General features: G+C 43.0%; 12 protein-coding genes. 7 read left to right on the top strand and 5 right to left on the bottom strand.

The features are described from left to right. Positions 1-76: 76 nt before the first annotated feature. Together DSL64_RS27545 and DSL64_RS27550 are read right to left on the bottom strand one after the other, a co-directional pair. Positions 77-1,219, bottom strand: coding sequence for a glycosyltransferase (locus DSL64_RS27545; RefSeq protein WP_115834211.1), 1,143 nt, complete (start codon positions 1,217-1,219; stop codon positions 77-79). A 13-nt stretch (positions 1,220-1,232) separates the two neighbouring features. After that, complete coding sequence (locus DSL64_RS27550; protein WP_115834190.1) at positions 1,233-2,237, bottom strand: lysylphosphatidylglycerol synthase domain-containing protein; 1,005 nt, start codon at positions 2,235-2,237, stop codon at positions 1,233-1,235. Between DSL64_RS27550 and ruvC the strand changes: the two genes are divergently transcribed. The 5 genes from ruvC to DSL64_RS27575 all read left to right on the top strand — a co-directional run bounded on the left by ruvC (position 2,236) and on the right by DSL64_RS27575 (position 7,785). Continuing rightward, a complete protein-coding gene (gene ruvC / locus DSL64_RS27555; RefSeq protein WP_115834191.1) occupies positions 2,236-2,832 on the top strand; it encodes a crossover junction endodeoxyribonuclease RuvC in 597 nt (198 codons plus the stop codon). The genes DSL64_RS27550 and ruvC overlap by 2 nt on opposite strands. Positions 2,833-3,047: 215 nt before the next feature. Then, positions 3,048-3,686: a TetR/AcrR family transcriptional regulator gene (locus DSL64_RS27560; RefSeq protein WP_115834192.1), complete on the top strand. Its 639-nt coding sequence runs from the start codon at positions 3,048-3,050 to the stop codon at positions 3,684-3,686. Next, positions 3,670-5,007 (top strand): TolC family protein, encoded by a 1,338-nt coding sequence (locus DSL64_RS27565; RefSeq protein ID WP_229217253.1) that lies wholly within the window; start codon positions 3,670-3,672, stop codon positions 5,005-5,007. Before DSL64_RS27560 ends, DSL64_RS27565 begins: the two co-directional genes overlap by 17 nt. A gap of 56 nt (positions 5,008-5,063) precedes the next feature. Then, positions 5,064-6,146: an HlyD family secretion protein gene (locus DSL64_RS27570; protein ID WP_229217254.1), complete on the top strand. Its 1,083-nt coding sequence runs from the start codon at positions 5,064-5,066 to the stop codon at positions 6,144-6,146. Positions 6,147-6,210: 64 nt separating this feature from the next. Continuing rightward, positions 6,211-7,785, top strand: a complete 1,575-nt coding sequence (locus DSL64_RS27575) for a DHA2 family efflux MFS transporter permease subunit (protein WP_115834194.1) — start codon at positions 6,211-6,213, stop codon at positions 7,783-7,785. Here the strand turns inward: DSL64_RS27575 and DSL64_RS27580 are convergent. Both DSL64_RS27580 and DSL64_RS27585 read right to left on the bottom strand, forming a co-directional pair. Then, on the bottom strand, positions 7,782-9,017 hold the full coding sequence (locus DSL64_RS27580; RefSeq protein ID WP_115834195.1) for a DUF819 family protein: 1,236 nt from the start codon (positions 9,015-9,017) through the stop codon (positions 7,782-7,784). The two genes, DSL64_RS27575 and DSL64_RS27580, sit on opposite strands and share 4 nt — an antisense overlap. Before the next feature lie 136 nt (positions 9,018-9,153). Further along, positions 9,154-9,798 (bottom strand): SDR family NAD(P)-dependent oxidoreductase, encoded by a 645-nt coding sequence (locus DSL64_RS27585; protein ID WP_115834196.1) that lies wholly within the window; start codon positions 9,796-9,798, stop codon positions 9,154-9,156. Positions 9,799-9,959: 161 nt separating this feature from the next. Here DSL64_RS27585 and DSL64_RS27590 point away from each other — a divergent pair, with 161 nt between their 5' ends. Beyond that, a complete protein-coding gene (locus DSL64_RS27590) occupies positions 9,960-10,487 on the top strand; it encodes a DinB family protein (protein WP_115834197.1) in 528 nt (175 codons plus the stop codon). A 174-nt stretch (positions 10,488-10,661) separates the two neighbouring features. Next, positions 10,662-12,035, top strand: a complete 1,374-nt coding sequence (locus DSL64_RS27595) for a sensor histidine kinase (protein WP_115834198.1) — start codon at positions 10,662-10,664, stop codon at positions 12,033-12,035. Here the strand turns inward: DSL64_RS27595 and DSL64_RS27600 are convergent. Beyond that, entirely contained in the window at positions 12,022-14,376 is a 2,355-nt protein-coding gene (locus DSL64_RS27600; protein WP_158547990.1) for a mechanosensitive ion channel domain-containing protein, read from the bottom strand. The two genes, DSL64_RS27595 and DSL64_RS27600, sit on opposite strands and share 14 nt — an antisense overlap. Between the last annotated feature and the right edge of the window lie 38 nt (positions 14,377-14,414).

The raw sequence follows: 14,414 nt of genomic DNA on the forward strand, positions 1-14,414 counted from the left end.
TACGAGGCCCGTACGCACGGTGGTGTGAGAGGACGGAAAATGAAAGGAGGAAAACTTTCATTTTCCTCCTACTCGATTATACCAACTTCCGGCCTTTCCATTCATACTGCCTGCTCTGCGCTACAAGTCCGAAAAAGCACACGTAAAACGGGTAAAAGAGTTGTGTTAGAGGAATGAAAGGAATGGCATTTTTCTTCTTTAGAAAAGTAAGTACGCTTCCCAGAAATATCCACTCAGGTACCAGTTTCAATGCGGCAAGTACTACAAATGAGCTTAAAGATAGTTGGGAACAGAGCAACATTGCCATACTGATGAGTAGGGCAGCATTGCAGGAGAATACGTACAATGCAAGCAAGAGTGGTGTTTTACTTTGATAATGTTTCCATTTACTGGCCCAGCGTTTTCTCTGCCTGAAAAAGAGTGTCCAGTTCTGATGAGCTTGCGTTTGCACAGTCGCTTCCGGATTTTTAACAAAATGAACTCCGCCGGGATAGTGTTGCGCAACTTTGTGCATGAGAAATTCGTCGTCCCCCGATGCGATATGCCTGACTCCCTCGTAACCATTTACCTGATTAAAGACATCCTTTTCGTAACACAGATTTGCCCCGTTACACATCGATGGATTACCTGAAGCAATGGAACTGGCTCCACTGCCTATCAAACTTGAAAATTCTACAATCTGCAGCTGATCGGTTATTGATTCGGATGTTGTGAAAGTAACCGGTCCACTCATTAGTTTGGCACCAGTCGCCTGATGACAGGACGCCAGACCAGCCAGCCAGCCAGTTCCTACACGACAGTCGCCATCTGTAGTAACGATCAAATTTCCCATTGACAATGGAATGGCGGTCTCTATAGCGCGCTTCTTTGGGGAGGCCGTTCTCTCGTCTGATAATTGTATAAGTTGTATTGAAACAGGCAGCGTGAGCGCACAATGTCTTATAATTTCAGCAGTTTTGTCAGTAGAACTATCATCAACAACCAACACTTCAAATTGACGTACCGGAAAGTTCTGGGCACTGATGTCATTGAGCAGATTCTCAATATTTGCCTCCTCGTTACGTACAGGTATGATCACGGAAATGAAATCCGTGTAGTTGTCTGCGTTGGGATAGGTAGGTAATTTATCCCAGAAGTATTTTAATATAAATGTAAACAAACAGTAACTGGCTAAAAGTAGCCATAGAACAATGGTGAGTAGGCTAATGGCATACGGCATATTGGATGGCATTTTAAGGTATAAGATTCTTCCATTTCGATCTCCATATCAGATAAACTCCTATGAGTATCGGTCCTAAAACATTGATGATCCAAACCAGAAAGGTAGCTGTTATAATTTCTTCCGGCAGTAGATTATATTGTTGAAAAACAAAGAGTGCGGTGAACTCTCTCAAACCCAAATCTCCAAGCACATTAATAGCGGGAATAAGTGTCTTCGCAAGAAAGATAAGCGTCACGCATGCTGTAAGTTGCAAAAAGCTTACCGGGAATTCGAACAATGACAGCGCAAGAAGAAACTGTCCCATGAAGACTACGTATCTGAGCGCTCCGAAACAGGTGGCAGAAAGTAAATCAGCGACGCTGTATTCGCCAACCACGCGCAGATACAATTGTATTTTTTTTAAATACGCTTTCTCAGGTTTCCAGTCATTCAGTTTTTTTCTGAAAAGCATAATGCCCCATACGGATACAATGATAAATGCCAGTAACGTGTTGAGCCAGAAGGTAGCAGCAGGAGACAGGTCAAGCCGGTTGCTTACTAATAACCATCCTATTGAACCTGCCACGACGGATACATAAAACTGGATTCCGTTCGAAATGAGGGCTGCGCCTATTGCATGAAGTTTGTTATCTGTTTTCAAAGCGGCAAGTCGCCCGATGGTATCACCAAGCTGAGCCGGCGCAGCCACACCGATAGCGAGCCCTGACAAGGTTCCTCTGAAAGCATCCCAAAAACTGAGATCAACTACACGTCTTGCCAGTCGTTGCCATTTAAGACTTTCCAGGGCCCAGTTGACCGGGACAAGTAGCAACATAAGTAAAATGACATGAGCATTGCCTGAATTCAGAATTTTACTGAATACCAAACCAATATCCTGAATACCTTTCTGTTCATTTTTGAATGTCCTGTAGATGTAGGAAATAATAAGAATTGTAACCAGCAGCTTTCCCAGCCAGAGTAGCTTCCGCCATTTACTTTTTTCTTTTGGATTGTAGACTTGCTTATCTTGCACCATGATTAAAAAGCAGCAAGCCGAATTGCCGGAAAAGGTGATTATTGGTGTGGATCCAGGTACACAAATTATGGGCTATGGAGTTATTTCGGTTAAAGGCCAGCAAATCACGCTGGTGCAATACGGTGTAATTCATTTGAGCAAATATACGACTCATGAACTGAAGTTGAAGAAAATCTTTGAGCGGATATCCCAGTTGATTACCGACTATTTACCCGATGAAATGGCAATTGAAGATCCGTTTTATGGAAAAAATCCGCAGTCTATGTTGAAATTGGGGCGAGCCCAGGGGGTAGCAATGGCAGCGGCATTAGCGAGAGATATTCCTATCGTAGAGTATTCGCCCAAAAAAGTAAAGCAGTCGGTAACAGGAAGCGGTAATGCTTCTAAAGAACAGGTCGCGTACATGCTCGAAAAAATTCTTAAGATGGAGTTGAGTAAGGAATTCTTTGATGCCACAGATGGAATAGCGATAGCGATATGCCATCATTACCATGCTAATTCCCCGGCAGCGTCAGCTTCTGAGACATCAACTAAAAAATCTAAAAAAGGAGGCTGGGGTGCGTTTGTAACAGAGAACCCGGGTCGAATTAAATAATACTTTTAGACGCGCTATGTTTTAAGGTCGTGAGGTACTCCCGCGACCTTCTTTTTTAGATTAAAAATTTTTAATGGTATAAAAACAATAAAACGTTGACCAAATCAAACGTTTGTTTACCTAAATCAAACATTCGTTTGATTTTCATTTTTTTATGCTGTACGTTTGAACAATGAAACAAAACATCAGGTCAACTTTAGAGAAAAGGAGATACTATGGAGTACAGTGCCAAGCAGTTACAGATTATCGCAGTGGCGGAAAAACTGTTTTCGAAGAAAGGTTTTGAGGGAACGTCGGTTAGAGATATAGCTGAAGTGGCAGAGGTGAATGTGTCAATGATTTCCTACTATTTCGGTTCAAAAGACAAGTTGATAGAGGCGTTGTTTGAGCTACGAATAACCGAGTCGCGCCTTAGGATTGAACACATTTTACTACTTGAAGATCTGACTCCGCTTCAAAAAGTCAATATCATGATTGACAGCACAGTAGACAGACTCATAGACAACGAGCAGTTCCAGAAAATCATGATGCGGGAGCAGTTGTCGTCGGAGCGTACCACAATTGTTTCAAAATACATCAGAGACATGAAAATCAGAAATAGTGAATTGATGAAGAGGTTGATAACGGAAGGGCAGGAGGCAGGATACTTCCGGAAAAACATTGATATGAGTCTTTTGTCGATAACACTCTACGGTACCATTCACCATGCAATTGCCACGCAGGATTACTACAAAACACTCAATAACATAGAACATTTAAGCGGAGAGGAATTTCGCAGTTTTTTAAAAATGAGGTTAAAACGACACCTTAAGAGTTTATTTAAATCAGCAGTATTCAATGAAAATCACACTTAGGAAAAGAGACATGCTGTCTATACCGGTTGGTATCGTACTCATGTTATTGTCTAGTGGTTCGTTTGCACAAACAACACGAACACTCACGCTGGGTGACGCCGTCACACTCAGTGTACAAAATAGCAAACAGCTTCAGCTTAGCCAGAAAAATATAGACCTGGCGCTACTGAATATCAGGCAAATTAAAGAAAATCAACTTCCTTCACTTGGCTTATCGGCTTCGTATCTGAGGCTGAATACGCCGAACATCGATCTTAAAATCAACAGAGGAGCGGATAGTACCGGCGGAAGTGGATCGTCTCTGAATGTACATCAGGCTATGTACGGAATGTTAAGTGCATCAATGCCTTTATTTTCCGGATTCAGATTCAAATATGGTATTGAATCGGCGAAGTATCTGGAACAGGCAGTACGTTTGGATGTGGAGTTTGAACGTACTTCGGTTATTGAGAACACGGTTGCAGCTTACAGTAATTTATATAAATCACAAAGAGCTGTTGCTTTGGTTTCTGAAAATCTACGTCGGGAGCAGGAACGCGTGACGGAATTTAAAAACCGTGAAAAAAATGGATTGCTTGCCAGAAATGATCTGATGAAAGCACAATTACAGGAGTCGAATGTACAGCTTGCTCTGCTGAATGCAGAAAACGATCATAAGCTTACCATCATTCACATGAACCTATTGCTTGGGTTATCGGAAAATACGGTGTTGGAAGCTGATTCGAGCATTTTTAATTCATTACAGGATGAAGGCTCCGCTGTTACGTGGGAACAAAACGCTATGGAGAATCGTAAGGATTTCGCGGCAAATGCAATTCGTCAGAAGTCAGCGAATGTGGATATTAAAGTGGCAAAAGCAGACCTCTATCCAAGTGTGGCATTAACTGCGGGTTATGTGGCTTTGAGTATTCCGGGTGTGGCAACCATACCAAATGCGATGAATGCCGGGCTTGGTGTTCGTTATGACATAGCATCTTTTTGGAAATCAGGGGCTAAAATCGCTCAGGCTAAAACACGGGTGGAACAATTGAAAACTTCCGAAGGAATACTTGCTGACCGTATTCATCTGGAAGTGAGTACTGCCTATTACAATTATGTTTTGGCTAAAAAGAAGATTGAAGTCTACGGCAGAGCAATTGAACAAGCGGATGAAAATTACAGAATCACTAAAAATAAATTTGATAACAGTCTTGTAACTACGACAGAACTGTTAGACGCGGATGTGGCACAGCTGCAATCTAAAATCAATCTGGAAGCTGCCAAGGCGGATGCCGTAGTTGCATATAAAAAACTCGAACAGACAGCAGGTTTAATTCAATAAGCAAAAGCTGAACACTTAAAAATACACATTGAAACAAGATGGAAACGGATCAAAAAATGGCTAACGAACCTCAAAAGAAGAATTATACCTTCGTGATCATACTTGCTGCACTCATAATCGGTGGAGGAACATGGGGATTTATTAAATACAATCACGGGCAGCACCATGAAGAAACAGACGATGCGCAGATCGATGCAGATATAAGTCCTGTGATCCCACGTATATCGGGTTACGTAAGCGAGATCAGGGTGAAAGATAATCAATCGGTGAAGAAAGGAGATACGCTGCTAGTACTCGATAACCGCGATCAGATTATCAAACTGGAACAGGCACGTGCAGGATTGGCAGGTTCAGAAGGAAGTCTGACAGCTGCCAATGCTACTACAACAGCTTCCGCGGCTACAGGCATTACCTATCAGGCAAATGTTTCGGTTGTGGCTGCTCAGATTGAAGAGGCCAAGGTGAATGTATGGAGAGCGAATCAGGACTTTGCCCGTTACGAAAATCTGATCAAAGATCGGTCAATCACTCAGCAGGAATTTGAACAGGCACAGGCTACAAAGCAGAAAGCTGAACGCCAGCTTGCGGTTCTTGAAGCGCAGAAATCTGCAGCTGAGCGCCAGGCACGTGCCGCAAGTTCTCAGACACAGGCCACTTCACGCCAAACAAACATAGCAAATGCCACTATCAAAGTACGTCAGGCAGAAATTGCCAGTGCTGAACTGAACTTGTCTTACACAGTGATCACAGCCCCTACCGATGGACGTGTGTCAAAAGTGAATGCACAAGTGGGGCAGTTTTTACAGGCAGGTCAGTCGCTGTTCAGTATTATTTCAACACACAAACCATGGGTAGTTGCCAACTTCAAGGAAACGCAACTCACCAGAATGAAACTGGGGCAAAAGGTGAAATTACATGTGGATGCTTATCCCGATCAGGAGTTTACAGCAACGGTTGCGTCATTTTCACCTGCTACAGGAGCTCGTTTTGCTCTGCTACCTCCTGACAACGCGAGTGGAAACTTTGTGAAAGTGGTACAACGTCTTCCGGTGCGTATAGAATTTGACGAGACGAATAAAAATCCGATTGGAGAGCTGCGTCCAGGGATGAATGTATTTGTAGATGTGGAGCTGGATTAAAACCGATAGCTGAACATAAAATTTCCGGGAATCCGGGAAGAGTTATCTGTAAATAAATTTTGATATGGAAATACAGGAATCACTCGTAGAATATGGATTTCGGAGGGTTATTATCACAATCACAGCCGTGTTGTGTGCCCTGCTGGAAATCGTAGATACGACTATTGTGAACGTTGCATTGAACGACATGCGCGGAAACCTCGGTGGAACGCTGTCTGAGGTGAGCTGGGTTATCACGGCCTATGCGATCGGGAACGTAATTGTTGTGCCGATGACCAGCTGGTTGTCTCAACAATTCGGTCGGCGCAATTACTTTGCGGCTTCCATTGTAATATTTACCATTGCTTCGTTTCTGTGCGGACAGGCTGATAATATCTGGGAATTGGTCTTCTTTAGATTGATACAGGGCTTTGGCGGAGGCGCTTTACTTGTAACAGCTCAGACGCTGATTACAGAAAGTTATCCACCTGAAAAGCGCGGAATTGCACAAGCGATCTATGGTTTAGGCGTCATTGTTGGTCCCACATTAGGGCCACCACTTGGCGGTTACATCGTCGACAATTATAGCTGGCCATATATCTTTTATATCAACATACCTCTTGGCGTTATCGCTGCACTTTTGACGATGCAGTTTGTACGGAGTCCAAGGTTTTCTCAAAAACAATCAGCAAGCGAGATCGATTATCTGGGAATTATATTGTTGGCCATCACTGTAGGCTCGTTACAGTACGTACTTGAAAAAGGACAGGAGGAAGATTGGTTCAATGACGAAATCATCACCATCTTATCTGTAACCACTGTTTTGGGATTATTTTTCTTCATCTGGCGTGAGCTGACATATAAGAATCCTATTGTCAATCTGAGGGTATTGAAAAACGGAAACCTTCGTGTTGGTACTGTGCTCTCTTTTATACTCGGATTCGGTTTATACGGATCAACCTTTATTATACCGTTATATACTCAGGCAACCTTAGGCTGGACAGCAACACAATCCGGAATGCTGATGGTGCCAGCAGCAATTGTAACGGCTATGATGATGCCTGTTGTGGGACAACTGCTCCAGCGTGGGGTGAAACAGCAATATCTTGTGGCGATAGGGATGGTTTTTTTCTTTATATATAGTTATTGGGGTTATTTGATTCTTACACCGGATACAGGTAAAGATGCATTTTTCAACATGCTGATTGTAAGAGGGATTGGTTTGGGCCTTTTGTTTGTACCTATTACAACGCTGGCTTTGTCAACCTTGAAAGGACGCGAGATTGGCGAAGGAGCTGCATTTACCGGTATGATGAGGCAGTTGGGTGGATCTTTCGGTGTAGCCGTAATCACAACTTTTATTGCCCGGCAGAATATGTTGCACCGTAATGATCTGGTCAGCAAACTGGATGTAAATAACCCCATCGTTCAGCAACGTGTTGAAGGCTTGAAAAATGGTTTTCTCGCAAAAGGAATGAGTCCCGATATAGCACTGAAAAGCGGATATAAAATACTGGATTACACCGTAAGCAAACAAGCGCTGGTGATGTCTTACATGGACGTATTCCTTTACCTTGGTGTGTTGTTTCTCATTTGTGTGCCTTTCGTTTTGTGGACAAGAAGCGGTTCCGGTAAAGTGGATACATCTTCAGTGCATTAATGCCCGCTTACCCATTGCATCATCAGGGCAGTCAGATAACCTCCGTAGGTACCGATAGCATAACCGAGGATTGCCAGTAGCACACCTACGGTTGCCAGTGAAGGGTGAAATGCTGCCGCAACTACGGATGCCGATGCCGAACCACCCACATTGGCCTGACTGCCGACGGCAAGGAAAAAGAATGGTATCTTCAGGTATCTGCAAACTGCGACCAAAATTATTGCATGAATTAAGATCCATAGTATACCAATCGCAAACAGACCCGGGTTGTCGGCAACGGCACCCAGGTCCATTTGCATTCCAATGGTAGCTATCAGAATATATAGAAAAACTGAACCGAGCCGGGATGCGCCTGCGTATTCCAATTTTCTCAAAGGCGTTGCTGATAGTGCTATTCCAATAAATGTGACAATTCCGATCACCCAGAAAAAGTTGGACGTGAGACTATATTTTTCCAAAGAGGGATAGTTGGCAGATAAGTAAGGTGTGATGCGTTCAGCCAGCCAGTGTGCCAGGCCGGTTGCACCCAGTCCCACAGCGGCCAGATAGATATAATCCGGCATTGTCGGAATTCTCATTTTTCCCTTTTGCTCCAGCTCGATGTTGTGTTTTACCTGATCGAGTTGTGCACTGCTTGCATGAAGCCAGGAGTCAACCTTTGCCGATATTCCGGCGCCATATATCAGAAAAGCCATCCATAACTCAGCTATCAGTACATCTACTGCTACCATTTGAGAAAAAAGGCGATCGCTTGGATTGAAAACTTCCTTCAGGGCCGTCTGGTTGGCACCACCTCCAATCCAGCTGCCTGCAATAGTAGCCAGCCCACGCCATACTGCCTCGCTACCCTCACCGGCTACCGTCTGAGGATGAATGGTACCAACGATCCATAATGCAAGCGGTCCGCCGATCATAATACCTGCTGTTCCCGCCAACATGGCTATCAATGCCTGAGGTCCCAGGTTAATCAAAGATTTCCAGTCCATACCGATTGTAAAAAGTACAAGGCAGGCCGGTAGTAAGTATCTGGATACTACGGGATATAGCTCGGATGTCTTTCCATTAATAACACCAAACGAATTGAGCAGACCTGGGATAAAGTAGCAAAGTAAAAGGGGAGGGATGATGCTATAGAACCTTTGCCAACCTTTGGCAGGCAAAGAAGCGGTGTAGAAAATAACCGCCAGGATTACTAAAAGTAATCCAAGGACGCTTGCGTCATTGCTGATCATTTGTATAGGTAGAATCTGGGAGTAATTGTCCGCGACACGGAGTAATATTTCAGTTTTTAGGCAATATAGACAATAAAAAACGGATACAAATGGTTTGGAAGACCTTTGTATCCGTTGGTGAGTCCCTAGAAGAATGCTAATGCTGAACTTCAATATCTGTACGGTTCCTGAACAACCTCCATAATTTATCGGCCAATATTTCCGGAGAGTGCGTAGGACTGTAAGGTCTTATAAACCCATTGATTGTAATTGTTCCTACAAAAATACCATCCTCTTTCAGGCGTTTGTTCAATTGAATGGCGAGATTGAGAGTGCCTGCCTTCCCAAGAGCCAGAGAGCCATACTGAGGGTTAGGGTTTTTCGACAGACCACCTCCTGTAAGCAAAACTGCACCCTTATTTTCTTTCAAGTCATCGTATAGCACCTGAGCACAGAATAAGGCGTGAGCCACATTTAGTCTGAAATCTTCAAGCAGGCTGTCCGGTGTTTCAGTCCATATATCTTTGTTTTTTAATGCCGCGGCATTGTATAGTAAAACAGAAACTCCACCCAGACGCGTTTTGAGATCGGAAAGGGCGTGTTCAAGTTCACTTTGGCTTCCGGCATCGGCAACCGAATAGATGCTTGGGAAACCCTTGGAGGTAAGTTCCTCACTCAATGCTTTTAATTTTTGTTCATTACGGCTTATCAGACCTATACTAAATCCTTCACGTGCAAATTTTTCTGCCACGCCTGTACTGAACCCAGGTCCTGCGCCAACTATGATTATGGAATTGCTCATATGAAAATTACTTGTTTAATAAGGACTATTGGGATACTATCTTCCTTTTTAGGACATATTATTGTTTTAAAAGATTCCCGATACAACTGATTCGGTAACGATTTTATATTTTAGCAGAACGACTTTTTTACCGATTAAACTTTGAATTATACCTCTGAAGCATGAAAAAATCAGAAATAAATCCAATGCCGGCTTTTTTTGACAGATATATCAATCTGATCGACGATGATGTTGATCTGTTTGATGGTTTCGATAGCTTCACACCCGGTAAGATTTATAGCGAGGTCGAAAAGCTTATTGAGTTGGGAACGAATGTTTATCAGCCCGGTAAGTGGACTGTCAAAGATATTTTGCAGCATGTTATTGATAACGAGCGTATCATGGCTTACAGGGCATTGCGGTTTTCACGTAACGATAAAACGCTTTTGCCAGGATATGATGAGGAGATACTGGCTGCTAATACGAATGCGGATAATCTGACGGTACAACAACTTTTAGAAGAGTTTAATCTGGTCAGAGCATCTACGATCGCTTTGTTTAAGGGTATGAGCGATTCCATGTTGCTCAGGTCAGGTGTTGCCTTCAAAAGCGATATATCGGCGCTTGCATTGGGCTTTGTTATTCTGGGGCATCCAGTTCACCACATGAATGTGATAAAAGAGCGATATTTTCCTCTTTTGGAGAGTTGATGAGACAGAGTTGTTAATGCTTTGACAGTCAGGTGAGTGTGCTGATCCCTGTTTTATTAAGGTTTGGGTAGGATTTGTAATATTTTTTCTATTCAAACCGTATATATTTTTACATAGTTTGTAAATTAAATTATTGTGCAGATTATATTTGCGTCTTAATAAATACGACTTGTTTTGTCAGTAAAGACCCAACTCTATAAATATTGGATAAAGCTGTCTGGCAGCTCTGAGCAGTTTCCGCTTCATGCGCGGATATTTCATTCAGTATGCCTGATCTCAATACTGGGGCTGGCCTACAATGTTCCGTTTAATTATATGGTAGGACTGGGTGCAGTAGCAGTTGCCAGCGCTATAGTTCTTGGGCTGACCGCCACTCTGTATTACCAGTCGCGTTTCCGTGGAAACACTAAAAACAGTATTTTTTTAGTGAATTTTGTTGGTATAGGTCTTTTTACCATTAATTACTTCCTTAATTCCGGGATCAACGGCCCTACGGCACTATTCTTTCTTTTGTTTCTGCTCATTACTATTGCCATCAATCCTGTGGAGCAGAACAGGGTTTGGATTCCAATCAATGTAATAGTTGTCATAGGATTATACACTTTTGAATATTTCTATCCCGAATACATCCCCGACACCTATAACGACCGGTTGACGAAGTTTGTTGATGAAATCTCAGCCTATGTAGTCATTGCTATTCTGGCGTTTTTCTGCGCTGATTACATTCGCAGAGCATATGAAAATGAGAAACAACTAACCATTGACAAATCAAGATCAATTGAAGACAAGAATCTGCAGATCATCATGCAGAACAAGGAGCTGGAAAGACTCAACGCGCAAAAAAACAAGTTAATGTCTATCGTGGCGCATGACTTAAGATCGCCATTGGCCAATATCCAGAATTACCTGGAGTTGTTGTCAGGGTTTGATCTGGACGAATCGCAACGAGTGGAAATCAAAAAAGATCTGCTAAGTTCAACGAAGGAAACCCTGTCTATGCTTACCAAGCTGCTCGCATGGTCTAAGTCTCAGGCGCATGGACTTGTTGTAAGCAGTGAAAACATGCAACTGGGAGAACTTCTGGAAGGTACTTTGTTATTGGAAAGGGCGGCTGCCGCGCAAAAAGGCATTAAATTGGAATATCATTTTCCTTCCGATCACGCCATATATGCGGATCGGGAAATGATGCAGCTGGTAGTGAGAAATTTCGTAGGCAACGCTATCAAATTCACTCCGGCTGATGGTAAGGTAATGGTTTCCTCCGTCCGTCGAGGCGACGACTGCATCATCACAATTCAGGATACAGGTATCGGGATATCACCGCAGAGACAAGACGAACTGTTTTCTTTAAATGCCAAGTCGACCTTTGGGACTGGCGGCGAAAAGGGGGTCGGTTTAGGACTTTTACTGTGTCACGAATACGTCACCGCTCAAAACGGAAGTATCTGGTTTGAGAGTATTCAGGGAAATGGGACCTGTTTCTACATCTCCATGCCATTTTCCAGTAAGATTCCCGACAGCGTTGGATTAGCGGTTACATCAGCTTAATTCCTTTTTCTCTAAATTTTTGCAATACATTTTCCAGAAAGTAGCTTCGGAAACCAGCTTCTGCGTACACATCGCTGACCCATACCAGGGTTTTGATTTCAATGTTATCGGCTCCCAGCGCATTGAAGAGGATTTGTTTCGGCGCCTTTTTTACAATCCCCTCGCCTTTTCCCACAATTTCGTTGATAAGTCGCTTCACTGTCTCCATATCACTGTCTGCATGTACTTTTAGCGTCAGCTCTATTTTAAGGCGTGCATTGTGCGTGGAATAATTGACCAATCGTCCTGAAAGCAAATCCCCGTTAGGAATAATTACTCTCGATCCTTGTTGAGTAAGCATTTTACTTGATCGTATACCAATTTCGAGAACCTTTCCCTTTTTATCTGCCAGTTCGATAAAATCCCCTATGCCAAACGGCTTTTCAAATATCAGAATTATGCCGGAGACGAAGTTGTTAATGATATTCTGCAAACCTAATCCGATACCAACACCGAGAGCACCTAACAATACGGTCACTTTGTTCAAAGGTACGCCTGATACTGTAATCGCGAAGAGGAAACCGAGCACGAAAATAATAAGCCGTAGTAGTGAAAGTTTTGTGCTTTTCTGAATTCTGTCACCTGAAAAGTCTGCATCTTCTTCTCCGAAAAACAAACCCACGTTTTTCTGTAAAAGATTGGCCAGCCAGATAATGACGGAAAAGAAAAGAATGTTCTCCAGCGAAAATTTCAAATTGCCAAGTGCCCTTTCCTTTTCCAATATACTTCCAAGAAAGCGACCGACCGGCCCGAGCAGGTTCAGATTAATCAAAAATACGACAACCCAAACCCATATAGCCAGAAAGGTAAGACCCTGCTTAAAAGTATGTCTGCTTTTGTTGATATTTACCCTTGCAAACAGACCTCCGGAGCATGCACTTACTTTCATATGCAGCTCCATCGCTTCACTTAGTACCTGAATGAATGCCGCCAGACTCAGTAATTGAATGACGCTGCTTATTCCTGTTATCCCAAAAGCTTTCGCCAGACTGAGCCTTCCAAATACATTCAGTAAAATGGATAACGCCGCCACTGCAATATGGGTAATGATGGCCGGTTTGATAAAGTTGGATTTCACTCCCGTAATCTCACTTCTTCGGTAAAACCTGGCTGCCGTATAAATAGAAAATGCGTTGAGAAGTATGAGGGCGGTACGTAGGAAGAAGCTCTCATTTACAATCATATTTAGTACTACAATCCCAACGTACAGAAAAAGAAGAACGTACCACCACTTTATTTTTGATTTGTCCAGCGAGGAGTTGAAAAGAACCGATAACGTCACCAGAAGTAAAAACTGGTTCAACTCAATGTATATAGAAGGCGAATCCGGTTCGAATAAGGGAGTAAGGTTGAAAAGCACTACTAACGTTGCTAATACTGGAAAGGGTCTGATAAACTGAGGTTCGAATTCCGTCGACACTTCCCTGAGCTTTGGCTTTTTTAATAAGCGGAAATTAACGAATACCCATGCAAAAAAGCCGGCAACGAGCAGGAGTAATATTACCCGATTGTCCCAGGTGGAATTAAAAAAATAGCGCAGGATACGGTTTTGCCCGGCATAGGAAGACCGTACCATTTTAGCCATGGTTTGAGATTTATCAACGACAGGAGCTTTCCATAAGTAGCTGGCTTCCTGATCCAGTACATTTCTATCCTGATCTTTGATATAGTCATCAATGGTTGACTGAAGGTCTGTAGCAGAAAAGTATACAGCTGACACATCTGCGAGTAACCGGCTGACCGAATCCAGATGGGCTACCGTAACTTCGCCTGTTTGCTGAAGTCTTTGTCTCAACTCCCTGATTTGAGTCGCATACAGTTGCCTCTGTGTTGTATCGTTTGCTTCCGATTTAAGCAGAGAGTCGCCTGAGAAAGCGATAATGTTATCGGATCGCTTCTGTAATTCAGAATTATACTTTGTAAGTGTATTCCGAATTTGCCCACTGCTTTTTTGAATGTCAGTGAGCATGATGCGGAAGTTTACCAGATCTTTCGCTGCAGGCAGTGGGTTCTTTACCTGCAGCGCTGTTTCCACTTCAGTAAGGCTGGCTCTGATTTTTTGAAGCTCCTGTCTTGCCTTGTCCGTTCCATAGCCACGTCTGTTAGCAGCATTAATTTCCGTGATTTCAGCCTGAACCTTTTCTATCCTGAAAAGGAGGGTATCAGGAATTACTTTGCCTTTTACATTTTGAGTGGTGTCTTGCTGAGGAGATGCAATTGCATCGGGCAAAGAAGCTGTATATCCTGTTACAAGAGTAATAAATACCAGAACGTACAGATAGTGAAATGAACCGTGTTTCATATATTTTGTATTGGCGTCGCTCGTCAGCCTAAAAAATA

Origin of the sequence: Dyadobacter luteus (genome assembly GCF_003383615.1) — a bacterium.
GTDB lineage: Bacteria > Bacteroidota > Bacteroidia > Cytophagales > Spirosomataceae > Dyadobacter > Dyadobacter luteus.